This is a genomic window from Streptomyces cynarae, from assembly GCF_025642135.1.
GTDB lineage: Bacteria > Actinomycetota > Actinomycetes > Streptomycetales > Streptomycetaceae > Streptomyces > Streptomyces cynarae.
The window spans coordinates 6,781,036-6,803,896 of sequence record NZ_CP106793.1; the positions used below are offsets into that span (position 1 = coordinate 6,781,036).

Annotated in this window: 14 protein-coding genes and 3 pseudogenes; 8 read left to right on the plus strand and 9 right to left on the minus strand. The window is 71.6% G+C overall.

The features are described 5' to 3' along the window. Positions 1–73 precede the first annotated feature (73 nt). Positions 74–1,678 (plus strand): carboxylesterase/lipase family protein, encoded by a 1,605-nt coding sequence (locus N8I84_RS30810; protein ID WP_263232678.1) that lies wholly within the window; start codon positions 74–76, stop codon positions 1,676–1,678. 111 nt (positions 1,679–1,789) lie between these two features. On the opposite strand, the gene mmuM is transcribed toward N8I84_RS30810, so the two are convergent. The 3 genes from mmuM to N8I84_RS30825 form a co-directional block, all read right to left on the minus strand. Next, positions 1,790–2,728, minus strand: coding sequence for a homocysteine S-methyltransferase (mmuM, locus tag N8I84_RS30815; RefSeq protein ID WP_263232679.1), 939 nt, complete (start codon positions 2,726–2,728; stop codon positions 1,790–1,792). An 80-nt stretch (positions 2,729–2,808) separates the two neighbouring features. Further along, the gene (locus N8I84_RS30820) at positions 2,809–5,139 is read right to left on the minus strand and encodes a SpoIIE family protein phosphatase (protein WP_263232680.1); all 2,331 of its coding nucleotides are present in this window, start codon (positions 5,137–5,139) and stop codon (positions 2,809–2,811) included. 474 nt (positions 5,140–5,613) lie between these two features. Beyond that, positions 5,614–9,888: a HAMP domain-containing protein gene (locus N8I84_RS30825; protein WP_263232681.1), complete on the minus strand. Its 4,275-nt coding sequence runs from the start codon at positions 9,886–9,888 to the stop codon at positions 5,614–5,616. A 396-nt stretch (positions 9,889–10,284) separates the two neighbouring features. Here N8I84_RS30825 and N8I84_RS30830 point away from each other — a divergent pair, with 396 nt between their 5' ends. Together N8I84_RS30830 and N8I84_RS30835 are read left to right on the plus strand one after the other, a co-directional pair. Beyond that, positions 10,285–11,661, plus strand: a complete 1,377-nt coding sequence (locus N8I84_RS30830) for an amino acid permease (protein ID WP_263232682.1) — start codon at positions 10,285–10,287, stop codon at positions 11,659–11,661. Between the two features lie 37 nt (positions 11,662–11,698). After that, positions 11,699–11,998 carry a hypothetical protein gene (locus N8I84_RS30835; RefSeq protein WP_263232683.1) on the plus strand — a complete coding sequence of 100 codons (300 nt, stop codon included), beginning with the start codon at positions 11,699–11,701 and terminating at the stop codon, positions 11,996–11,998. Here N8I84_RS30835 and N8I84_RS30840 read toward each other — a convergent pair. Further along, complete coding sequence (locus tag N8I84_RS30840; protein ID WP_263232684.1) at positions 11,952–12,779, minus strand: oxidoreductase; 828 nt, start codon at positions 12,777–12,779, stop codon at positions 11,952–11,954. The genes N8I84_RS30835 and N8I84_RS30840 overlap by 47 nt on opposite strands. Positions 12,780–12,876: 97 nt before the next feature. Between N8I84_RS30840 and N8I84_RS30845 the strand changes: the two are divergent. Continuing rightward, positions 12,877–13,839: pseudogene (locus tag N8I84_RS30845) on the plus strand (LysR substrate-binding domain-containing protein). Positions 13,840–13,936: 97 nt separating this feature from the next. Here the strand turns inward: N8I84_RS30845 and N8I84_RS30850 are convergent. From N8I84_RS30850 to N8I84_RS30865, 4 genes are all read right to left on the minus strand, one after another. Beyond that, positions 13,937–14,470: a DUF1062 domain-containing protein gene (locus N8I84_RS30850; protein ID WP_263232685.1), complete on the minus strand. Its 534-nt coding sequence runs from the start codon at positions 14,468–14,470 to the stop codon at positions 13,937–13,939. A 303-nt stretch (positions 14,471–14,773) separates the two neighbouring features. Next, positions 14,774–15,310 carry a GNAT family N-acetyltransferase gene (locus tag N8I84_RS30855; protein ID WP_263232686.1) on the minus strand — a complete coding sequence of 179 codons (537 nt, stop codon included), beginning with the start codon at positions 15,308–15,310 and terminating at the stop codon, positions 14,774–14,776. 104 nt (positions 15,311–15,414) lie between these two features. Next, a complete protein-coding gene (locus tag N8I84_RS30860; protein WP_263232687.1) occupies positions 15,415–15,789 on the minus strand; it encodes a VOC family protein in 375 nt (124 codons plus the stop codon). A 184-nt stretch (positions 15,790–15,973) separates the two neighbouring features. Continuing rightward, on the minus strand, positions 15,974–18,097 hold the full coding sequence (locus N8I84_RS30865) for an autotransporter (protein ID WP_263232688.1): 2,124 nt from the start codon (positions 18,095–18,097) through the stop codon (positions 15,974–15,976). 38 nt (positions 18,098–18,135) lie between these two features. Here N8I84_RS30865 and N8I84_RS30870 point away from each other — a divergent pair. Beyond that, positions 18,136–18,699, plus strand: a pseudogene (locus tag N8I84_RS30870) (RICIN domain-containing protein); the annotation flags it as partial. 16 nt (positions 18,700–18,715) lie between these two features. On the opposite strand, the pseudogene N8I84_RS30875 reads toward N8I84_RS30870, so the two are convergent. After that, a pseudogene (locus tag N8I84_RS30875) lies at positions 18,716–20,391 on the minus strand (rhamnogalacturonan lyase B N-terminal domain-containing protein). A 195-nt stretch (positions 20,392–20,586) separates the two neighbouring features. Between N8I84_RS30875 and N8I84_RS30880 the strand changes: the two are divergent. The 3 genes from N8I84_RS30880 (at position 20,587) to N8I84_RS30890 (ending at position 22,837) form a co-directional block, all read left to right on the plus strand. Further along, complete coding sequence (locus N8I84_RS30880) at positions 20,587–21,666, plus strand: rhamnogalacturonan acetylesterase (protein ID WP_263232689.1); 1,080 nt, start codon at positions 20,587–20,589, stop codon at positions 21,664–21,666. 147 nt (positions 21,667–21,813) lie between these two features. Beyond that, a complete protein-coding gene (locus N8I84_RS30885; protein WP_263232690.1) occupies positions 21,814–21,939 on the plus strand; it encodes a hypothetical protein in 126 nt (41 codons plus the stop codon). 130 nt (positions 21,940–22,069) lie between these two features. Beyond that, on the plus strand, positions 22,070–22,837 hold the full coding sequence (locus tag N8I84_RS30890; RefSeq protein WP_263232691.1) for an isocitrate lyase/PEP mutase family protein: 768 nt from the start codon (positions 22,070–22,072) through the stop codon (positions 22,835–22,837). The last annotated feature ends 24 nt before the right edge of the window (positions 22,838–22,861 follow it).

A 22,861-nucleotide genomic window follows, 5' to 3' on the forward strand; every position in this document is an offset into this window, starting at 1 on the left:
ACACCGGATGCGCGGGGTCGCGAACGGGGGAAGTCATCTGATGTGGGCAGCCCCCGCGGTGAGGAGAGGCCGGATGGACCCTGTGGACGACGTGAGCCTGAACCCGGCGCACCCTGCGGACCCCGTGGTCCGCACCCCCTACGGGGCCGTGCGCGGCCGGTACGAGCACGGGGTCGCCGTCTTCCGCGGCATCCCGTACGCCGCCCCGCCCTTCGGCCCCCGCCGCTTCCGCCCGCCGGTGCCGCCCGAGCCGTGGGACGGGGTGCGCGACGCGGGCGCGTTCGGGCCGACGCCGCCGAAACCGCCGTACTCGGAGGCCTTCGCCCGCTATCTGTCCGACCCGGTGGTCGCCGGGGACGACTGCCTGAACCTCAACGTGTGGACGCCGGACCCGGTTGCCGGGGCCCGGCTGCCGGTGATGGTGTGGATCCACGGCGGCGCCCTGACCCGGGGCTCCTCGGCCGTGCCCGTGTACGACGGCGGCGCCTTCGCCCGTGACGGCGTGGTCCTCGTCACCTTCAACTACCGCCTGGGAGTGGAGGGTTACGGCCTCTTCCCGGACGCTCCGCCGAACCCCGGGCTGCGCGACCAGCTCGCCGCGCTGGAGTGGGTGCACGAGGCCGTCGCGGAGTTCGGCGGCGACCCGGACAGGGTGACCGTCTTCGGCGAGTCGGCGGGCGCGATCAGCATCGGCGCGCTGCTGGCGAGCCCCCGGGCCCGGGGACTGTTCGGGCGGGCGGTTCTGCAGAGCGGGCCGCCGGAGGCCACCGAACGGGAGAAGGTACGGCGCCTGGTGCGGCGCATGGCCGCGAGGCTGAAGGTGCCGGCGACGGCGGCGGCGTTCGCCGCGGTGGACCGTACGGTGCTGGCCGAGGCGCAGGCGGAGGTGGGCCGCCGGGCGAGCCCGATCCTCGGCGGCCCCGCCTTCGGGATCGTCGTGGACGGCGATCTGGTACCGCGCGACCCGCTGGAGGCACTGCTGGACGGCGCCGCCCGCGACGTACCCCTGCTGATCGGGTGGACCAGCGAGGAGTACCGCCTCTGGCTGGCCCCCACGGGCCTGACCGAACGCATCGACCGTCTGGGCCCGGTCGCCGTGGCCGGCGCGATGGCCCGCTGCCACTGCGGCCCCGAGGTCCCGCGCGGTTATCGCACCGCCCACCCCGACGCACCCGTCTCCGACCTGGTGGGCCAGATGGTGACGGACCACCTGCTCCGCCACCCCCTGCACCGCCTGGCCGACGCCCGCGCCGGCCAGGCGCCCACGTACGTCTACGAGTTCGCCTGGCGCTCCAACGTTCCCGGCCTGGGCGCCTGCCACGCCCTGGAGCTGGGCTTCGTCTTCGACAGCGCCGAGGTCCCGGAGTCGGCGAAACTGGCGGGGCCGAACGCCCCGCGCGCACTGGCCCGCGAGATGCACGGGGCGTGGGTGCGTTTCGCGACGGACGGCGACCCGGGCTGGCCGACGTGGGACGCCAGGCACCCGGTACGGATCTTCGGCGGGGACGGGGAGCCGGTCGTGTACGGCCCCCGAGACCCGGAGATGACGCTGTGGGAGGCGGCCCGCACCCGCCCGGAGCCGACCGTCCCAGAGGGAGACGGGGCGGTGCGGCGGGGCGCGGTGCCGCACTCGGTGGTACGGCGACTGCGGCGTCCGGGCGGGGCGGGGCGGCAGTGACGGTTCAACGGGGTCGATGGACCGAGGCGTCGGTCACCTCGGTCAACGGGGCCGCGGACGGGTGTCTTGTTCCCGCGGTCCGTTCAGGCGAATCTGTTCACGCGAGTCTGTTCACGCGGGTTCACGCCTTGGCCCCAACGCCCCCGCGATCCCCCCGATCGCCTCCGGCCCCACCCGGCAGCACCCCCCGATAAGCCGCGCCCCGGCCTCGCGCCAACCGGTCACCTCCGACGTCGTGAACGTCGAGCGGCCGTCCCAGGCGCGGGCTCCGGCGTCCCAGGACTCGCCGCTGTTGGGGTAGACCACCACCGGCTTGCCGGTGACCCGTGCCGCCGTCGCGACCGCGCCGTCCACGTCTTCGGGCGCGCAGCAGTTCACGCCCACCGCGATCACCTCGTCCGCCTCGGCGGCGAGGGCGAACGCCTCCTGAAGGGGCTGGCCCGCGCGCGTGCGGTCGCCGGAGACGGTGTACGACAGCCAGGCGGGGACGCCCAGGCCGCGCACCGCCCGCAGGAGCGCGGTGGCCTCGTCCGTGTCCGGGATCGTCTCCAGCGCCAGGACGTCCGGGCCGGCCGCCGCCAGTACCTCGAGGCGCGGGCGGTGGAAGGCCTCCAGTTCGGCGACCGTGAGGCCGTAGCGGCCCCGGTACTCGGAGCCGTCCGCGAGCATCGCCCCGTACGGGCCGACGGACGCCGCCACCCACAGCGGACGCGTGACGCCCTTCTCCCGCGCCTGTGCTGCCGCCTCGCGTGCCAGTCCGACGCTGAGGGAGAGGAGAGCGGCCGCTCGGTCGCGGTCGATGCCGCGCTTCGCGAAGCCCTCGAACGTCGCCTGGTAGCTGGACGTGATCGCCACGTCCGCGCCCGCCTCGTAGTACGCGAGGTGCGCCTCCGTGATCGCCCGCGGCCGCTCCGCCAGCAGCCGCGCCGACCACAGTTCGTCGCTCAGGTCGTGCCCGGCCGACTCGAGCTGGTTCGACATGCCGCCGTCCAGGACGAGGGTTCCGGCGGCCAGTGCCTCGGCGAGGGTGGGAGTGGTGTTGCTGGTCATGACATGACGCTAGTCGAAGGCGGGGCGGACGCCCGGCGCCGTCCAGTACGTGGGCATCCCGGGCGTCCGTCCCACACCCGTCAGGCCACGCGGATGCCCACGATGCAGGTGTCGTCGTCCGTGTCCGACTTGCTGTACGTGAGCAGGCGGTCCAGCTGCTGGTCCAGCGTGGGAGACACCGTGCGCGCGGCCGTCAGCAGCTGTGCCAGCGACTCCTCCACGGAACGGTCACGGCGTTCGATCAGCCCGTCCGTGTACATGAGCAGGGTGTCGTCGACGGCCAGCTGGACCTCGTGCTCCTCGTACGTCGCCTCGGGCACGGCGCCCAGCAGCAGCCCCTTGACCAGCGGCAGCGGCGCGGCCTCGGCGCCCCGCACCAGGACCGGCGGGAGATGGCCCGCCCTGGCCCACCGCAGGGTGTGGCGAGCCGGGTCGTACAGGCCGCAGACCGCCGTGGCGGTGACCGCGCCGGTCAGATGGTGGGCCACCATGTTGAGCCAGGACAGCAACTGGCCGGGGCCGGCACCCGTCACGGCGAGCCCCCGCAGCGCGTTGCGCAGCACGACCATGCTGGTGGCCGCCTCTATGCCGTGTCCGGCGACGTCGCCCACGCACAGCAGCACCAGCTCGGACGGCAGCACGACCGCGTCGTACCAGTCACCGCCGACCAGCTGTTCCGTCTCCGCGGGCCGGTAGCGTACGGCCACCTGCAGGCCGGGAGCCTCCAGCGGCGCCTGCGCCGGGGGCATGATGGCGTGCTGGAGCTGGAGGGTGAGCCGATTGCGTTCGCTCGCCTGCTGCTCGGTGTGGGCGAGTTGGTCACGGGTGGCGGCGAGCGCGACCTCCGTCCAGTGGTGGGCGGAGATGTCCTGGTAGGCGCCGCGGACGACGAACAGCCGGCCGTCGGAGTCGAGCACCGGCTCGGCCACCACGCGGATGTGGCGCGTCACCCCGTCGGGGCGCTGCAGACGGAAGGCCGTGGACGCGGGACGCCGGTGGTGGAGCAGGGTGCGCAGGAACCTGCCGATGGCGACGGCGTCGTCGGGATGGGCGTGCGCGGGCAGATCCTCCAGCGACACGGGGGCGCTGGAGGTGGGTTTGCCGTAGAGGCTGTAGAGCTGCCCGTTCCAGGTGATCTCGCCGGTGAGCAGGTTCTCCTCGAAGCCGCCGATCCGGCCGAGGCGCTGGGCGTGCTGGAGCAGGCTCGCCAGGCGTGCCGTCTCGTCCTCGATCCGCCAGATCAGCAGTACGTTGCCGGCGTGCCGGGTGATGTTGATGTCGGCGACCGCGGCCAGGGGGACGTCGTCCACCAGGGCGGTGAGCCTCATGCGGTGGGCGCGGAACGGCTCTCCCGTGGCGTAGACGCGCTCGATCCGGTCGAACAGCTCACTCTCGCCGGCGGCCAGCGGGTACGCCTCCAGCAGCAGGGCACCGCTCACGACGCCGCGCGGCCGGCCGGCGGGGTCGAGGAAACGGCTGTTCACATGCTGGATGCGGAAGTCGACGAGCTCCCCGCTGCCGTCCAGGTGCGGCACGAGCACCAGGGCGGGGTCGTGGAGCCCGTCGGCCAGGTCCATCAGCTCGGCGACGTGCGGCAGGACCCCGGGCCTCGGGACGCCGTCCGGATACTGGAGGGCGTAGGTCTCCAGGGTGTGCGCGCACAGCTCGGCCAGGGCCTCCACCTGACGGACGATCTGCGGTGGCTGCGGCCCCAGCGGCGCGGGCCAGACGATCTCCAGCACGCCGTGGATCCGCCCGCCGGTACCGGCCGGAACGGCGACCCTGCCGCCCTCCGGGTACAGGTGCTGACCGATGGAGGGAAGGCCCGTCTCTGACAGGGAGCCCATCCACTGCCCCGCGCGCTCGGCCAGACCGCGGCGCGCCACGGTCGCCACGCCCGGGGGCACATAGCGCCAGCGGCCCGCCTCCGCCGATGAGAACCCGGCACTGCCCGCCAGGGTGAGGGAACCGTCGGAGCCCACGGCCCAGATGGCCACGGCCACCGCGCCGAGCGGCGTCAGGGCGTGCTCCAGCAGGGAGTCGGCGACGGCCTGGGTGTCGTGAGCGGCCAGCGCACCGGCCTCGGCGGCCCGCAGCCGTACGACGGAGGACCGGTTCCCCGGCGAACCGCCCGCCCCGGCGGAGGCCGCCGAGCCCGCGGAGTCCGCCGTGGCCGCGAGGAACGCGGCGGCCACCTCGGAGAGCCGGTCTCGCGACGCCTGGTTGATGACCTCGACGGCGAATTCCAGCGGGGTCGCTCCCGCCTGCTTGGCCAGCTCGGCGAGTTGCCTGGCGGCCTGCGCCGGTCCGCATCCCAGCCGCTCGACCAGGATGCCCTTGGCCAGTTCGACCAGGGCACGCCCGTCCGCCTCGGCCTGCGCCACCCGCACCTCGCGACGCAGCCGCTCCACGGTCGCGGCGAGCCTGCCGACGGGGACGTCTGCCCGCGCCCGTCCTCGTCGGCGGCCTCGGCCTGCCCCGGATGACCGCCGACCGGATCGCGACCGGCCAGGGCCTCGGCCACGGGCCCGGTACCAGCCGCCGTCGGACCGAGGAGATCGGTGCCTGCCGCCGTCGGGGCGAGCGGCTCGGCGGCGGCGGCGCCCGACCGAGCGGCTCGGCGGCTACAGCCATCCGGCCGAGCGGCTCGGCAGCGGCCGGGCTCCCGCTCCGCGGCTCGGCAGCGGCCGGGGTCCCGCCCCGCGGCTGGGCGGCTGCCGGTTTCGCGTCCGGCGGCTCGGTGGTGGCCTGTTCACCGGCCGGAGCGCGTACGCCCTCCGGCTCGGGCGGTTGCTGGGGATTGCTCACGGTTGGCCTGTTCCTCGGCTGGGACGGCGCCGGTCGGCGCCCGGTCGGCTGGTGCGCACGGCGGGTGCGTCCCTTTCTCAGACGGGCAGCCAGCGTCGGACGCGGGCGATGAGGTCGTTGGTGTCGACGGGTTTGGTCACGTAGTCGTTCGCGCCGGAGGCGAGGCTCTTCTCCTGGTCGCCCGGCATCGCCTTCGCGGTGACGGCGATGATCGGCAGGTCCGCGTACTGCGGCATGGTGCGGATCTCGGCGGTGGCGGCGTACCCGTCCATCTCCGGCATCATCACGTCCATCAGGACCAGCGCGACGTCCGGGTGGGCGAGCAGCATCTCGATGCCCTTGCGGCCGTTGTCCGCGTGCAGGACCTGGAAACCGTGGAGTTCGAGGATGCCGCTGAGCGCGAAGAGGTTGCGCGCGTCGTCGTCGACCACGAGCACCTTGCGACCGAGGAAGGTGTCGTCCACGGGCTGCGCGGCCGCGTACTGGGGCTCCTCCGCGCGGACCAGCGAAAGTACGTCTCCGGGTTCCTCGGCGGACAGGTGCAGTGTGATGCGTTCGCGCAGTTCGTCCAGGCTGGACAGGAAATCAAGCGGCCGACCCCCCGCACGGGACCGCAAGGACTGCTCCTGGGCCAGGTCCACGCGGTGCCCCGTGTGGACGAGCACCGGCACACTTGCCAGCGCGGAGTCGCCCTGCATGGCGTCCAGGAAGCGCGCGCCCTCGTCGTCCGGCATGCCGAGTTCGAGGACGACACAGTGGCAGGGTTCCGCGGCCAGCGCGCTCGCCGCCTCCTGCGCCCCTGCGGCGGTGATGATGTCGATCGCCCCGCGCGGATCGCCGGCGTCCTGCGCGATGTCCGCGACCGCGCTCTCCGCGACGAGGGTGAGCAGACCGCGCGGGCGCTCCTCGACGACCAGCAGGCGACGTCTGCGCTGCCCGGGCGCCTGCTTCGGGCCGACAGCCGCGAGCGGCGCCGACACCACCTCGGAGGGAACCGTCTGCTGCGGTTGCTCCAACCGTCGGCCGCCGCCGTCCGCCAGTTCCTCGAAGTCGGCGCGTGCCACGGGCAGATAGAGCGTGAACGTGCTGCCCTGACCGGGCGTGCTGTCGACCGTGACGGCCCCGCCGAGCAGATGGGCGATCTCCCGTGTGATCGACAGGCCGAGGCCGGTGCCGCCGTACTTGCGGCTCGTCGTCCCGTCAGCCTGCTGGAACGCCCCGAAGATCGTCTCCAGATGCTGCCGGGGAATGCCGATGCCGGTGTCCTTCACCCGGAAGGCCACGACGGGACCACCGCGGTGGACTCCCGCGGGCACCTCCCGGTCGGCGGCGGGTTCGATGCGCAGCTCGACACTTCCCTGCTCGGTGAACTTGACGGCGTTCGACAGCAGGTTGCGCAGGATCTGACGCAGCCGGGAGTCGTCGGTGAGCAGGTCGGCGGGTGTGCCGGGGGCGGTGGCCACCGTGAAGTCCAGGCTCTTCTGCGTCGTCATCGGCCGGAACGTCGCCTCGACGTACTCCAACAGCTTCCGCAACGGGACGCGTTCGGGAGCGACGTCCATCTTGCCGGCCTCGACCTTCGACAGATCGAGGATGTCGTTGATCAGCTGGAGCAGGTCCGAGCCCGCCGAGTGGATGATGCCCGCGTACTCGACCTGCTTGGGGGTGAGGTTGCGGGACGGGTTCTGTGCCAGCAGCTGGGCGAGGATCAGCAGGCTGTTCAGCGGCGTGCGCAGCTCGTGGCTCATGTTCGCCAGGAACTCCGACTTGTACTTCGAGGCCAGCGCCAGCTCCTGGGCGCGGGTCTCCAGCTCCTGCCGCGCCTGCTCGATCTGGAGGTTCTTGGCCTCGATGTCCCGGTTCTGCGAGGCCAGCAGCGAGGCCTTCTCCTCCAGCTCGGCGTTGGAGCGCTGCAGTTCCTCCTGCTGGACCTGCAACTCCTCCGAGCGTGCCTGCAGTTCGGCGGTCAGCCGCTGGGACTCCTCGAGGAGCTCGTCGGTTCGGGCGTTGGCCACGATGGTGTTGAGGTTGACGCCGATGGTCGGCATCAGCTGTGCCAGGAAGTCCTGGTGGATCTGGGTGAACCGGGTGACGGAGGCCAGCTCGATGACGCCGAGGACCTGGTCCTCGACCACGATGGGCAGAACCGTCAGGGCGCTCGGCACCGTCTGCCCGAGCCCCGAGGAGATCGTCACATAGCCCGGCGGCAGCTCCTCCACGCCGATGGGGCGCCGGTTGCGCGCGGCCTGTCCGACCAGCGAGCGGCCGAAGGGGATGCGGGCGGGCCGCTCCTCGTCGTCGGGGTAGCCGTAGGAGCCCACCAGCCGCAGTTCGGGGCCGCGCTCGGTGTCCTCCGCGAGGTAGAAGGCGCCGTACTGGGCCCCGACCAGCGGCGTCAGCTCGTCCATGATCAGCTCGGCGACGACGGGCAGTTCCCGGTGACCCTGCATCAGGCCGGAGATCCGGGCCAGGTTGGTCTTCAGCCAGTCCTGCTCCTGGTTGGCCCGCGTGGTCTCGCGCAGGGACTCGACCATGGAGTTGATGTTGTCCTTGAGCTCGGCGACCTCGCCCGACGCCTCCACGGTGATGGAACGGGTCAGGTCGCCCTCGGCGACGGCGCTCGCGACCTCGGCGATCGCGCGGACCTGCCGGGTCAGGTTCCCGGCCAGTTCGTTGACGTTCTCCGTCAGCCGCTTCCAGGTGCCCTCGACGCCCTCCACCTCGGCCTGGCCGCCGAGCCGGCCCTCGCTGCCGACCTCGCGGGCGACGCGGGTGACCTCGGCGGCGAACGACGACAGCTGGTCGACCATCGTGTTGATGGTGGTCTTGAGCTCCAGGATCTCGCCCCGGGCGTCGACGTCGATCTTCTTCGACAGGTCGCCGCCCGCCACCGCCGTCGTCACCAGGGCGATGTTGCGCACCTGGCCGGTGAGGTTGTTGGCCATCGAGTTGACGTTGTCCGTGAGGTCCTTCCACGTGCCCGCCACGTTCGGCACGTTCGCCTGACCCCCGAGGCGTCCCTCCGTACCGACCTCGCGGGCGACGCGGGTGACCTCGTCGGCGAACGCGGACAACGTGTCGACCATCGTGTTGATGACGTCCGCAAGGGCCGCGACCTCGCCCTTGGCCTCGACCGTGATCTTCTGGGACAGGTCGCCGCGTGCCACGGCCGTGGCGACCTGGGCGATCGAGCGGACCTGGCCGGTCAGGTTGGACGCCATCACGTTGACGTTGTCCGTCAGGTCCTTCCAGGTCCCCGACACACCCCGGACGATGGCCTGGCCGCCCAGGTTGCCCTCGGTGCCGACCTCGCGGGCGACGCGGGTGACCTCGTCGGCGAAGGCGGAGAGCTGGTCGACCATCGTGTTGATGGTGTTCTTGAGTTCGAGGATTTCGCCGCGGGCGTCGACGGTGATCTTCTGGGAGAGGTCGCCCTGGGCGACCGCGGTGGCCACCTGGGCGACGTTGCGGACCTGAGAGGTGAGGTTGCCCGCCATGAAGTTGACGGAGTCGGTGAGGTCGCGCCAGGTGCCCTTGACACCCTTGACGTCGGCCTGGCCGCCCAACCTGCCCTCGGTGCCCACTTCGCGGGCGACGCGGGTGACCTCGTCGGCGAAGGCGGAGAGCTGGTCGACCATCGTGTTGATGGTGTTCTTGAGTTCGAGGATCTCGCCGCGGGCGTCGACGGTGATCTTCTGGGAGAGGTCGCCCTGGGCGACCGCGGTCGTCACCTGGGCGATGTTGCGGACCTGAGAGGTGAGGTTGCCCGCCATGAAGTTCACGGAGTCGGTGAGGTCGCGCCACACACCGCCGACACCGGGCACCTGAGCCTGGCCGCCCAGCCTGCCCTCGCTGCCGACCTCCCGGGCGACGCGGGTGACTTCGTCGGCGAAGGCGGAGAGCTGGTCGACCATCGTGTTGACGGTCTCCTTCAGCTGCAGGATCTCGCCACGCGCCGGCACGTCGATCTTCTGTGACAGATCGCCCTTGGCCACCGCGGTCGCCACCTGGGCGATGTCACGGACCTGCGTGGTGAGGTTGCCCGCCATGGCGTTGACCGAGTCGGTCAGGTCGGCCCAGGTGCCCGAGACCCCCGGCACCTCCGCCTGACCGCCGAGCGTGCCCTCGGTGCCCACCTCGCGCGCAACGCGCGTCACTTCCGAGGTGAACACGGACAACTGGTCCACCATGCCGTTGAAGACGGTGGCGATGTCGCCGAGCAGACCCTCCCCGTCGGACGGCAGCCGTGTGCCGAAGTCGCCGTCCCGTACGGCGGTCAGCCCGGCCAGAAGCTGCCGCAGCTCCCGCTCACCCGGGCCCTGATCCACAACCTCGGTCGTCTTGCTGGTCATGCGCACCTCGTTCCGCTCCCCAAGAGTCCTCACCCCGAGGACTCGGAACCGCGCCGGGCCCCGCCCATCGCCGCATTTCCGCAGTTCACGGATCTGTGCGATGAGAAAATCCGTCGCAGGTTAACTCAATTGGCCTGCGGCCAACAAAGCCTCGCGGAAACATCTCAGCTCGCCGAAAAAAGGCCCGCGAGGCAGGCATGCACAAGCCGCTCCGGGGTACTCAGCGAAGTTTTCGTGCGAAGTTTTCGCACCGGTGGCCGGCAGGGTGACCGACGGTCTTGTATGTCCAGTAGGTGAACAGATCGCCCACCATGTGGAATGCCGGGTTACGATCCAGCCCTTCCCGCCCCCTCCGTGCACGCTCGCACGGGCCGTCCCCCGTCACCCGAAAGCGTCATGACTGCCACCAGCACCACCGAGGCGACCGAGCCGGAGCGCGCCCCCGCCGCGCCGGGCCGCCGCCGCACCTTCGGACTCGCCGCCGCCACCGCCCTGGTGATGGGCAACATCATCGGCGGGGGCATCTTCGCCCTGCCCGCCACCGTCGCCCCGTACGGCACCGTCAGCCTGCTCGCCTTCGCCATGCTGTCCGTCGCCGCCGTGCTCCTCGCCCTCCTCTTCGGCAGGCTCGCCCGGCGCAGCCCCGTCACCGGCGGCCTGTACGTCTACCCGCGCGACGCCTTCGGCGACTTCGCGGGCTTCCTGTCCGCCTGGTCGTACTGGACGATGTGCTGGGTGAGCATCGCCGCGCTCGCCGTCGCGGTCGTCGGCTACGTCGACGTGTTCATACCCCTGCACGGCAACCACACCCTCGAGGCCGTCGTCGCCCTGGCCGCGCTCTGGCTGCCGGCCGCCGCCAACTTCGCGGGCACCCGCTGGGTCGGCGCGGTGCAGGTGGTCTCCACGGTGCTGAAGTTCGTGCCGCTGCTCGTCGTCGCCACCGTCGGCCTGTTCTTCGTGCGCGCCGACAACTTCGGCCCGTTCAACGCCTCCGGGCAGAGCGCGACCGGCGCGGTCGCCGCCTCCGCCGCGCTCCTCCTCTACAGCTTCCTCGGCGTGGAGTCCGCCGCCATGAGCGCCGGCGAGGTCCGCGACCCCGAGCGCACGGTGGGCCGCGCCAGCGTCCTCGGCACTCTCGGCTCCGCCCTCGTGTACCTCCTCGGCACGGTCGCCGTCTTCGGCCTGGTCCCGCACGACAGGCTGACCAAGTCCGGGGCGCCGTTCGCGGACGCCGTGGACGCGATCACCGGCGGCCACTGGGGCGGCACCGCCATCGCGCTGGTCGCCGTCGCCTCGATCACCGGCTGCCTCAACGGCTGGATCCTGCTGGCCGCGCAGATGCCGTACGCCGCCGCCCGTGACGGGCTCTTCCCGGCGCCGTTCGCCCGCGTCGGCAAGGGCGGGGTGCCCGGATTCGGGGTGTGGGCCTGTGCGGTCCTCGGCACACTGCTGATCGCCCTCAACTACACGGCGGGCCCGGACACCACCTTCCGCGTCCTCGTCCTGATCACCACGTTCACCGGCTGCGTTCCGTACCTGCTGTCCGCGGCGGCCCAGTTGTACTGGCTGGCGCAGGGCACCCGTGACCGGGTCCGCCCGGCTGGTCTGGTCCGCGACCTGATCGTCGCGGCCCTGTCCTTCGCCTTCTCCTTCTGGCTGATAGCGGGCGCGGGCTACGCGGCCGTCTACCAGGGTGTGTTGTTCCTCTTCGCGGGCATCCCGGTGTACGTGTGGCTGCGCGGACGCCGGGAGGCGCGGGAGCAGCGCGCCTAGCGTTCGACGCCCATCTGCACGGCCTGCGGGAGAGCGGATGGCGCGGAGACGAGCGGCTCGTACGGCTCGGGTGTGCGCCTCGGCGGTCAAGTACGACCGGCTGACCGCCCTGATGCTCCACCGCGCCTCGGACGAACGGCAACTCGACCACGGCGGCACCCGCACGGTCCCCGCCGAACACCGCTACCGGGAACGGGGCGCGGCGCCGGCGTTCCTCGCGGGCTGGGCCGAGGAGGCCCGGCGGCGGCACCGGAACTCGGGTTCCGCCTGCCTCGTCGGCCCAGGCGGCGTCAGTCGTCGAACGCCGTCGCCCGCGTCACCTTCTCCCAGGCCATGATGTCCGCCCGCACCTGGTCCAGGTGCCCGAGCACCGCGTCCACCCCGTCGTCGCCCAGCGGCAGTCGAAGGGGCGTCTCCTCGGCCTCCAGGGCGGCGAGGATCGCGGCGGCGGCCTTCGCCGGGTCGCCCGGTTGCTGCTCGTCGCCCCCGGCCACCATCGCCCGGGTCGCGCCGACCGTCGCCGTGTAGTCCTCGATCCGGGTGCTGGCCCCGGCATTGCCCATGAGGCCGGTGCGGAAGGCGCCCGGCTCCACGATCAGCACCTTGATGCCGAGCGGCCGCACCTCGGGCGCGAGGGCCTCCGACAGTCCCTCCAGGGCGAACTTCGTGGCGCTGTACGCCGAGAAGCCGGGTGCGGACATCTGTCCGCCCATGCTGCTCATCTGCACGATGGCGCCCGAGCGTCGGGCCCGCATGGACGGCAGCACGGCCCGCACCAGGGCGGCCGGCCCGAAGAAGTGCACGTCGAACAGTGAGCGCAGCTCGGCTTCGGTCGTCTCCTCGACCGCACCGACGTGGGTGCGGCCCGCGTTGTTGACCAGGACGTCGATCCGCCCGTGCCGATCGACCACGTCCCGTACCACCGTCTGAGCGGCGGCGGTGTCCGTGACGTCGAGGGCCACCGCCTCCACCTGGTCGGGGTACGCCGAGACCAGGTCCGCCAGCGCCTCGGTGCGGCGGGCGGCGGCGACCACCACGTCCCCGGCGCCGACCGCCGCATCGGTGATCGCCCGGCCCAGTCCGCTGCTCGCTCCGGTCACCAGCCATACCTTGTTCATCGTCAGCTCCAGATGTGGGTTCCTCAACTCCTGCTGCTCACAAGGCTGCCGCCGAAACCGTTGGCCCGTCCAAGACCCGCCGTGATAACCGTTGGTCATGGACGTGCACGGACGGGACCTGCGGTACTTGGTCGCCGTCACCGAAGAGCTCCACTTCACGCGCGCCGCCGTGGGGGTCCCCTCTGTTCGAGCGTAGCCGAGAGCTTGGGGGAGGCTGTACGTGTCCCAGCCCGCGCTCAGCAAGCAGATCCGGGCCTTGGAACGGCAGTTGGGGGCACCGGTGTTCCTGCGGGAACCGCAGGGCGTACGGCTGACCCCGGCGGGCGAGGCGCTGCTGCCGCACGCCCGTCGCGTGCTGGCCGCGTGGGACGAGGCCGCGAGCGCGGTCGAGCGCGCCAAGACCGAGCAGGCGGCGACCCTGGTCGTCGGGATGAGCACCAGCCCCGCCCGCGGTGGACTGCTCCCGGCGATCCGCTCCCGGTTCACGCAGGCGCACCCGGCGGCCACGGTCCGGCTGCGCCAGATCGGCTGGGAGGACCCGACCGCCGGGCTCGCGGACGGCTCGGTCGACGTGGCGTTCATCTGGCTTCCGGTTCTGTACCAGGACCGGTACGCCCACGTGGTGGTCGTCGAGGAGCCGCGGCTGGTCGCCCTGCCCGAGACGCACCCGCTGGCCGCCCGGGAGACGGTGCACTTCGCCGATCTGCTCGACGAGCCGTTCCTGGCGCTCCCGCCCGGCGCCGGGGTGCTGCGTGACCACTGGCTCGCCCTGGACGCCCGCGGCGGCCGACCGCCGCGCATCGGCGCCGAGATCGCCGGGACGGACGAGACGTACGAGGCGCTGGTGGACGGCCGCGGCGTCTGCCTGGTGGCAGCCGGCAACGCGGCCCTGATCAGCCTGGGCGGGGTGGTCACCCGCCCCGTCGACGGGCTGTCGCCCAGCCGTCTGGCCCTGGCCCGCCGCGCCGACGACCGACGGCCACTGGTACGGGACTACGTGCAAGCGGCACGCGAAGTGGCCCGGGCGGCACGCTCGGGAGGCAGCGCCCAGGTCGCCTGATCCTCCGTCGGATCGGCCCGGGAGCCGAGGTGCCGGAAGCACCGCCGGGAGCCTGTCAGGCGGATCGTGCCGGACAGGCCCCCGGTCCCGGGAGGGCTCAGCGCTTGAGAGTGAAGGTGAAGTCGCCGGAGAGCCTGCCGCTCAGCCGGACCGCCGAAACGAGCTTCCCCTCCGTGATCAGTCTCTCGACCTCGGCCCGTGAAAGACCGCAGCCTTCGGCGATCAGCCGCACCGGCCGGACAGGGATCCGCGCCGCGAAGCGGATCGAGACGTCGATCACTTCGCGGTCGAGGTGATCCGATCCGCCGGTGTCGAGGCGCCAGGCGCCGTCCCAGTCGAGGGCGATGCGATTGCGGCGCCGCACGACCGGATCCTGGAGCAGCTCAGCTGCCAGGCCGGGGTCGTTGTCATGCAGCCGGTCCAGCAGCTCAGGTCGTACGGAGCGCACATTCACCCGCTCCAGGACCGAGAGCTTCGCGGTTTCCCCGCAAGCGGTACAGAGCACGAGAAGCCAGGCGTCGAGGAGCTTGTGGTTCGCGTTGACGCGGAATTTGCCGTTGGCCCGGAAGCGCCCGGACGCGCACGCGTGGCAGCGGCGGAGTACGAGCGGCAGGCAGGTGGGCACGACCACCCAGTTATTGAGAACAGAAGTACACCGGTTTCAGTGAGAAGTCCGCAGCAAGAAGAAGCGCGGCGCACATGCGCGACGCGCGACCGATCAGCGCTCGGGAGGTCTCACAGGGTGTACAACGGCACGTCCTTGACTAGACGACTTGGCTCGGCAGCACGGTAACGGCGCACAGCGACGCTGTTCCACTGGTTTTCGGGCGCTTCGCTGCCCGGCGCTCGCGGTCGGCCCGCTGGTCCTTCGGCTCGGGCACGGTGTGGTTGATGTGGCGTCAGATGCGGCTTCGGCCGGGCCACTCGTCGTTCGTCACGAGTCCGGCTTCCAGTCCTGGACGAGGAGTCCGAGCAGGACCTCGTCCAGGAACTCGCCCATCACCCAGGCCGAGGAGCGCAGTACGCCCTCGCGGACGAAGCCGTTGCGCTCGGCGGCGCGAAGCATCGCGGCGTTGTCCGACAGCGTCTCGATCTGCAGCCGGTGCAGGCCACGCACGACGAAACCGTAGTGGCACAACACCGCGACCACGTCGGTGCCGTAGCCCTTGCCGCGCGAGGACGGCAGCAGCCCCAGACCGATGTGCGCGGACCGGTTGTGATTGTCGATGCCCCACAGGGTCGCGGTGCCGACGAGCGTGCCGCCCTCCAGCTCCACCACGGAGAACGGGACGTGCCGCTGCTCCTGGTCGTCCACCACGAGGCGCGGGTCCTTCGAGCCCGGCGCGATCGGCCGCCACGGCCCGGTCTCCGCCCGCGAGGAGTTGACCACGTCGTCGTAGAGCTCGGCCCGAAGGACCGGGATGTCGTCCTCGTGCCGAGCCCTCAGCCCGACCTTGTCGCCCTTCAGCATGCAGGCTTCCTATCCGACCGGGCCGGCCCGCGGCAAACGAATTGAAGGCCGGCGTAGTCGGTGTGGCGGCGCCGACCCATGAGCCGGGACAGTGGGCACTGGACTCAGTGGAGGCAGAGGCAGAACGGATGGCCGGCCGGGTCCGCGTAGATCCGCCAGTTGGCCCCCGGGCGGAGCTGGTCCGTCCGCTCCAGCACGGTCGCACCGAGGGCGAGCGCCCGCTTCTCCTCTCCGTCGAGATCGTCCACGTCGAAGTCCAGGTGGAGCTGTTGCGGGCGCTCCTGGCCGGGCCATTCGGGCGGTCGGTGGCCGTCCACCCGCTGGCAGGCCAGCGGCGTCCCCTCGAACCCGTGCACCTCGACCCAGTCGGGCTCCTCCGGGTCCGTGACCACCCGGCCACCGAGCAGATTCGCGTAGAACTCCGCAAGCCGTGCCGGGTCAGCGCAGTCCAGCGCGACCGCCTGCAGCTTTCGAATCACTTCCGACACCCCTCGCTCTCCGGCCGCTTCCGCGACGCCCCCGTACGGAAGGGGTCGTACCCGCCACCGCGGCGGGCATGCGCGGCGGCACGCCGCACCGCGGCCGGGCCTCACCGGGGCGCTCGAACAGATGCGGTCGGTACCGGCGGAACGGCCATTGGTACCGAGGGCATCCATCCCCCTGTCATGGAGCCGCGTGCCGTCCGCCCTGGCGTCCGCCGCCCTGTCCTGCGCTCGCTCGGGCGCCGCGGCTGCGCTCGCGGAGGATCACCGGGACCAGCAGCCCCGCCACCATCGCCACCCCCAGCGCATACCCCGGCCACCACGCCAGTGAGCCGCCCTCCGAGGTGTTCGCGGCCCGCGGGTCGTCCGGCGCGCCGGACGCGGTCGGCGCCTGAGCGGACCGGGTGGCGCCGACGGCGGTCAGGACGACGTCGTTGCCGTCGCCGCCCCGGTAGCCGATGCGGTAGGTGGTGTCGGCGAGCCTCACCTCCGCCCCTTCCGGCAGGCCCGTGAACGTGCCGACGGTCTTCGTGCGGCCCTGGTGGTCCAGGACGGTGATCTGCCGGGCCGAGGGCGATCCGGCGTCCGACAGGTCGAGCTCACCGGCCAGCCGGACCTCGCCCGCCACCTTCAAAGGGCCGTCACGAAGCATCAGTTGGCCACCGGCGTGCTGCGTGTAGTCACCCGTCACCATGAGTCCGCCCGTCAGTGTGCCGTCGTTCGTCACCGACCCGCGCACCGTGCCCCGACCCGTCAGCGTGGTCGCCAAACGCAGGCCCGCCGGGCCCGGGTCGAGCCGTGCGCCCGTCGTCGTGAGCCGGATCGCGCTGCTGTGGGCGAGTGTTGCGCCGCCGCGCAGGGCCAGGGTGCCCTGGGTGACGGTCGTCGTTCCCGTGTAGGCGACCGCGTTCCCGGTCAGCGTGGTCGTCGCGGCACCCGACTGCACGAGCGAGCCGCTGCCGCCGATCCGGGACAGCGACACGGGCGTCGAGGTGTTGCGGACGACCAGCGTGCCGTCGTCCACGATCCGCGTCCGCGCGGTGCCGGTCATCAGCGAACCGTCCCCACCCGGCTTCCCCGAGCCCAGCCGCAGCACCGCCCCCTTCTCGACGGTCGTCGACCCGTCGTAGTACTGGCGGGCGGCGAAGGTGACGTCGTTGCCGCGCGTCCCCGAGATGACGACGTCACCGGCGCCCGGCGCGGCCAGCGTGTCGTGGTACCGGCCGCCGCCGATGGGGGCGCCCAGCGTCACCGGGCCGTCGTAGTCCAAGGTGAGCAGCGAGCGCCGGCCGCTCGCCTCGTGCAGGTTGATGTAGACGGTGTCCTTGGTGCCCGGCATGAAGATGCGGTGCGTGGTGCCGTCGCCCCACTGGACGTTCGCGCCCTCGATGTTGGTGCCGCGTTTGTTCACCTGATGGGGCAGCAGTCGCCAGTTGAGGTCCGGGTCGCTGAGCGAGGGATTCGTGTCGCCGCCCTCGTCGCTGTAGCTGTACTGGCCGGTGAGGACCACCTTGCTGCCGGGCCGTGAGTGGACGTTGACATCGCTGCCGTACTCCCGCTGGTAGAAGTCCTGGCGCAAAGTGATCGTCTGGTTCAGCGGGGTGTCGATGATCCAGGAGCCCTGGTTGAGGATGGCACGGGCGTTCGGCAGCGCGACGGGGAACTCGGGTCGGCCGGCCGCCGTGCCGGTGCCGTTGTCGATGACACCGGAGAACGGGTGTGTTCCGGCCAGGTCGAGGGTGCCCCACATGTTCCGGGGCTGGGTGACCAGGCCCGCGCCGCTGATGGTGCCGAGGTTGAAGGTGCGGGTCAGGGACAGGCGCAGAGTGCCGTCCACCCGGATGTTCAGTTGATTGAGCCGGTAACCAGGGGTGTTGTACGGGAAGTGGCCGATCAGCCCGCTGCCGCCGCCCGTGCCGTACTGCAGCGTCGCACCGCGCTCCACCGTCACCGCGGGCGGGTCGGGGTTCGTCACCGTGGTGTACGGGTGGTTGCCGCCCCGGGTCGTGACGTGCTGCCCTCGCCGGGAGGTGGGCAGGGTGAAGTCGCTGTCCTTCGTGAGGATCAGCGTCCCGCTGCCGCGCACGGTGAGCGTGCCCTCGCCGCGGAACACCCCGCCGTAGGTGGTCGTCCCGCCCGGCACGGTCACCACCGTGTCACCGGCGAGCGTCACGTCCCGGCCGGCGAGCACGTCCGCGGTGACGTCGCGGACCCCGGCCGCTGAAGCCGGGGGAGTGGTGAGTGTGAAGGCGACCGCCGCAAGGGCGCCGACGGCCGCCGCTGTTCTGTGGGTATGGCTGCGCACGGTAGGGGGACGGGCGGACAGGGCTGCCGATAACAGAAATCTACATGGGTGACCGCTGGGGCAACTCCTTCGGCGGCACGGTCAACGACTCGCGGTACTTCTGGCTGCCGCTGACCTTCCCCACCTCCACCTCGATGTCCATGTCCTGGTACCCGGAGATCACCGTCGACGCGGCCGCCGGAACGATCGGCGGCACCAGCGCCAGGTACAACACGCTGATCGCCCGGCACAGCGGCTGATGCGCCGACGTGACCGGCCAGTCGCTGTGGCAGGGCGCCCAGATCAAGCAGTACGACTGCAACGGCGGCACCAACCAGAGGTTCTGGTTCAAGTCCGCCGGCAGCGGCTACTACCAGCTGGTGGCGCGCCACAACTCCCTGTGCGTGCAGGAGAACGCGAGCAACGTCACCCAGGAGGACTGCAACGCCTCCGCGACCGGCCAGCAGTGGTCGGTGACCACCACGGGCTCCTACGTGACCATCAGATCCCGGGCGACCGGCGAGTGCCTGGACGTGTCCGGCGCGTCCACCGCCAACTCCGCCGCGATGGTCACCTACACCTGCAACGGAGGCACCAACCAGCAATGGACGCGGGGAACATGACCCCCCTCCGGGCGGCTCAGGCCAGCAGGTCGATCGCGTCGATCGCCGTACCCGCGCTCAGGTAGCCCGTCGTCCCCGAGCCGCTCACCACGTTGATCTTCAGCACGTTGTACTGGCTGGTGTCCGTGAGCCAGGCGCCGGCCGGAACGCTGTAGGTGAACGTGTAGTTGTTGCCCCGGTACGAGCCCACGGTCAGCGACCGTGTGCTCGGCTGGGTGGGCGGCGAGGGGATCGACGAGGTCCAGTTGTTGACGGTGATCTGCGGCCGGCCGTTCGCGTAGGCCGTCGTCACGCCGATCCGCAGAGTGTGCGCGGCGGCGGCCTGCGCCGCGGTGAGCTTGAAGTAGACGATCAGCCCGCTGTTGACGTCCTTCCACAGGTAGCAGGGGAAGGCCGATGTCTCGCTGCCGCTGCCGATCACCACGTTCCCGGTCCAGGCCGCGGCCCGCACGTCGGAGGGGTGGGCGTACGTCATCAGGTCCGCGTTCTTGAACCCGCTCGGCGTGCCGTCCCAGGTGCCGATCCGCCAGATCGCGCTCGCGTTGCCCGGGTCGTTCGAGGACGGGATGGTGATCGTGTTCAGGGTGGTCGTCGCGCCCGCCGAGACCGTCACCGAGCCGGTGTACACGGCCAGTTCGCCCTTGAAGACGGTCAGCGTGTACGTCCCCGGCAGCACCCGCGAGATGGAGAAGTACCCGTCGGAGGACCGCGCGGAGCCCCAGTACTGCGCCGAGGAGTTGGCCAGCCCCACCGTGTACGCGTACGCCGTGTTCCGGCCCGCGATGCCGACGCCCGCGACCCGGCCCCGGCCGCTGTCGGGGACGTACCCGGAGATGCCGAGCGAGTCGGCCCACGGGGTGGTGAGGTTGTCGTGGTACAGCGACGACGACGGCGCCCCGCCGTCCGTGAAGGCGATGACGTACGGGCCCTGGAGGCCGTAGCGCTCGGCCTCGGTCTGGTTCTCGCCGTAGTACAGGATCTCGTACAGGCCGCCGCCGTCCGCGCTCTGATGCCGCAGCAGGGAGCGGTAGAAGGGGCCGCCGGAGGCCTTCTCGTGGTTGCTGCGCACGATCCACAAGCCGACGCCGCCGGCGGTCCAGCCGATGTAGTCGTAGTCGATGACGCGGTGCTTGGAGTAGTGCTTCGAGCGGGTCTGGCCGTCGGACTTCTCGAACACGTCCGAGGCCTCGATGGTGGTGGGCGCGTAGGTGTAGGAGTCGGGCTCGTCGTTGAGGAACTTGCCCGCCTTGACGCGCACGATGTACCGGGACGCGGTGACGGACGAGTCCGCCTTGTCGGTCCACAGGTAGATGTTGTTCTCGCCGCTGCGGGCGGCGTAGTAGTGCCGCAGCGTGCCGTACGCGACGGAGATCAGGATCGTCGAGCCGGACTGCTTGATGGTGACCGTGGAGGTGCCGAGGCCGGACTCGATGTGAGAGTTCTTGCCGCCGTAGCCCTGGTACTCGGTGCCCCGGTAGACCAGCGAGGTCAGGTCGCCGTTGGTCTTGCTGACCTTGAAGACGAGGTGGGCGCCGGTGTCGACGACGTAGTTCGAGCCGTCGTCGCTCCAGCCGAAGGTCGCGGCCGACGCGTGCGGTGCGAGCGGGCGGCGAGGGCCGCGGTGCCGGCGGCGGCCGCGGAGCCCAGCACGAAGGTACGGCGACGGACCGGTCCGGGATCGGTTCCGGGCATGGGGGATGCCTCCTTCGGAGGTGGGGGGTGCGGTGCGGGTGTCTCGCAGGGTGACAGTTGAATCGATTTCGCGAAAGGGCTTTCACAGTAGGGAAGTCGGCTGTCGTGTGAATTCACGCCGACTACTAGAAAGCGCTTGCCGGAAGGGGTACGTTCCAGCCCCCAGGGTCCTGTCGTCCCGTCGGAGGAGCCGCAATGAGACGTTTCACCCTCGCGCTGCTGGTGGCGCTGACCGCCGCCTCCGCGTTCCAGGCCGCACCGGCCCAGGCCCACGGACGTGCGCCCGGCGGCCTCGGCATCGAGAACTGCTCGGCGACCGCCTGCCACTTCGACGTGCCGCCCGGCGACTACGACGTGAGCGTGGAACTCGGCGGTGCGGACGCCTCCGGCACCGCCATCACGGGTGAGACCCGGCGCTCCCTGCTGCCGGAGACGGCCGTCGACGCCGGGCGTCGCGTCCACCGCAGCTTCACCGTGAACGTCCGTACGCCGGAAGGCGAACCCACCGGCCCGGACGGCTCCCCGGGCCTCGACCTGACGATCGGCGGCCCGGCCCCGGCCCTCGCGGACATCCGCGTGACCCCGGCTCTCCCCCAAGCTCTCGGCTCCGCTCGAGCAGGGGGGACCCCCATCCTCCGCCACATCTACCTCATCGGCGACTCAACGGTGTGCGACCAGCCCGCCGACCCGTACTCGGGCTGGGGCCAGCAGTTGCCCCAGTACCTCCGCAAGGGGCTCGCCGTCGCCAACTACGCCGACTCCGGCGAGAGTACGGTCACCTACCTCGCCGATCCCCGACTCTGGGCGACCGTCCGGCCGTTGATCCGCCCGCACGACCTGGTCCTCATCCAACTCGCCCACAACGACAAGCAGACCGACGAGTCGACCTACCGGACGAATCTGGAGACCCTCGTCACGGGTGTGCGCGACAAGGGTGGTGAGCCGGTGCTCGTGACACCGATCGTCCGCCGCTGGTTCAATGCTGACGGTACGCTGAACAACAACACCGCGCTGCTGGTGAACGGCCTCGGCGTGGACCACCCCGCGGTGATCCGCTCGGTGGCCGCCGCCGAGCACGTCCCGCTGATCGACCTGACGGCCAGGACCAAGGCGCTGGTGGAGTCTCTGGGCGTCGAGGGCTCCAAGTCCATCTATCTGTACAACGAGAAGCGGGACAACACGCATACGTCCGTCCATGGCGCGACTGTGTACGCGGGTCTGGTGCGCGACGAGTTGGTGGCGCAAGATCTGATACCGGAGGGTCTTTCACGTTAGGCCCCCGCCCGAACGGGGAACTCGCCGACCAGTCCCCGACCCGAAGCCCCTGGGGCGTCCCGACCGGAACCGGGGCGCCCCAGGTCTGTTTCAGGGTTCGCCCCTGACGGGCGGCCAGGATCCCGAAGGGCCGCTGCAGTGCGCCGCATGGGGGAGCACGACAGACCGCTGCCCCGGGCGGGCGTGGTGCTGCGCGAGCGCGGGACGACCGCCCGGCTGCGCACCGGAGACCTGCTGTTCGAGGGCGGCGGGGTCCGTCGGCGGATCCGGTGAGCCCTTCCGCCCGGCAGCAGCGTCACAGTTCGGCGGGCACCGAAACGACAGGCCCCTAGCGTGCCGTCATGGGTCGAACCGCGCTCACCTCGCCGACCATGAACTACGCCGACGGCGTGGAAGGCCTCTCATGAACCCTTTCGCCGCACTCCACCACACCCAGACCCCTCTCTTCCTCCCCAACGCCTGGGACCACGCCTCCGCGGCCGCCCTCGCCGCCGCGGGCTTCGGCGCCATCGGCACCACCAGCCTCGGAGTCGCCGCGGCCGCGGGGCTGCCCGACGGGGCGGCGGCGACTCGCGAGGCGACCCTGCGTCTCACCCGCCGGCTCGGCGGGGAACCCTTCCTCCTGACGGTCGACGCCGGGGGCGGCTTCAGCGACGACCCCGAGCAGGTCGCGGAGTTGGCCCGCGAACTGCACGCCGCGGGAGCCGTCGGCGTCAACCTGGAGGACGGGCTCGGGCCCGTCGGGCTGCACGCCGCGAAGGTCGCCGCCGTGAAGTCCGCCGTGCCGGACCTCTTCGTGAACGCCCGGACCGACACGTACTGGCTCGGCGACGGGGACCGGGCGGACACACTGCGCCGCCTGGACGCGTACCAGGAGGCGGGAGCGGACGGGGTGTTCGTGCCGGGAGTCGCCGATCCCGAGGGGATCACCGACCTCGTGAAGCACGTGGAGGTTCCGCTCAACGTCCTTCACTCACCGACCGGTCCCACCCTTCCCGCCCTCGCAGACCTCGGCGTACGCCGCGTCAGCCTCGGCTCGCTCCTCTACCGGCACGCCCTCGGCGCCGCCCTGGAGACGGCGGCGGACATCGCGGCCGGGCGCGCTCCGGAAGGCACTGCGCCGTCGTACGACGACGTCCAGGCGCTCTGCGGCCCACGCTCCGGCCGGTAGCGACGGGAGCACCGCACAGTCTCT

What these genes read in the sequence shown, in the direction of transcription:
- N8I84_RS30810 (WP_263232678.1), top strand. Translation starts at nt 74, where the DNA reads ATGGACCCTGTGGACGACGTGAGCCTGAACCCGGCGCACCCTGCGGAC.
- mmuM (WP_263232679.1), bottom strand. Translation starts at nt 2,728, where the DNA reads ATGACCAGCAACACCACTCCCACCCTCGCCGAGGCACTGGCCGCCGGA.
- N8I84_RS30825 (WP_263232681.1), bottom strand. Translation starts at nt 9,888, where the DNA reads ATGACCAGCAAGACGACCGAGGTTGTGGATCAGGGCCCGGGTGAGCGG.
- N8I84_RS30830 (WP_263232682.1), top strand. Translation starts at nt 10,285, where the DNA reads ATGACTGCCACCAGCACCACCGAGGCGACCGAGCCGGAGCGCGCCCCC.
- N8I84_RS30835 (WP_263232683.1), top strand. Translation starts at nt 11,699, where the DNA reads ATGGCGCGGAGACGAGCGGCTCGTACGGCTCGGGTGTGCGCCTCGGCG.
- N8I84_RS30840 (WP_263232684.1), bottom strand. Translation starts at nt 12,779, where the DNA reads ATGAACAAGGTATGGCTGGTGACCGGAGCGAGCAGCGGACTGGGCCGG.
- N8I84_RS30855 (WP_263232686.1), bottom strand. Translation starts at nt 15,310, where the DNA reads ATGCTGAAGGGCGACAAGGTCGGGCTGAGGGCTCGGCACGAGGACGAC.
- N8I84_RS30880 (WP_263232689.1), top strand. Translation starts at nt 20,587, where the DNA reads ATGAGACGTTTCACCCTCGCGCTGCTGGTGGCGCTGACCGCCGCCTCC.
- N8I84_RS30885 (WP_263232690.1), top strand. Translation starts at nt 21,814, where the DNA reads ATGGGGGAGCACGACAGACCGCTGCCCCGGGCGGGCGTGGTGCTGCGC.
- N8I84_RS30890 (WP_263232691.1), top strand. Translation starts at nt 22,070, where the DNA reads ATGAACCCTTTCGCCGCACTCCACCACACCCAGACCCCTCTCTTCCTC.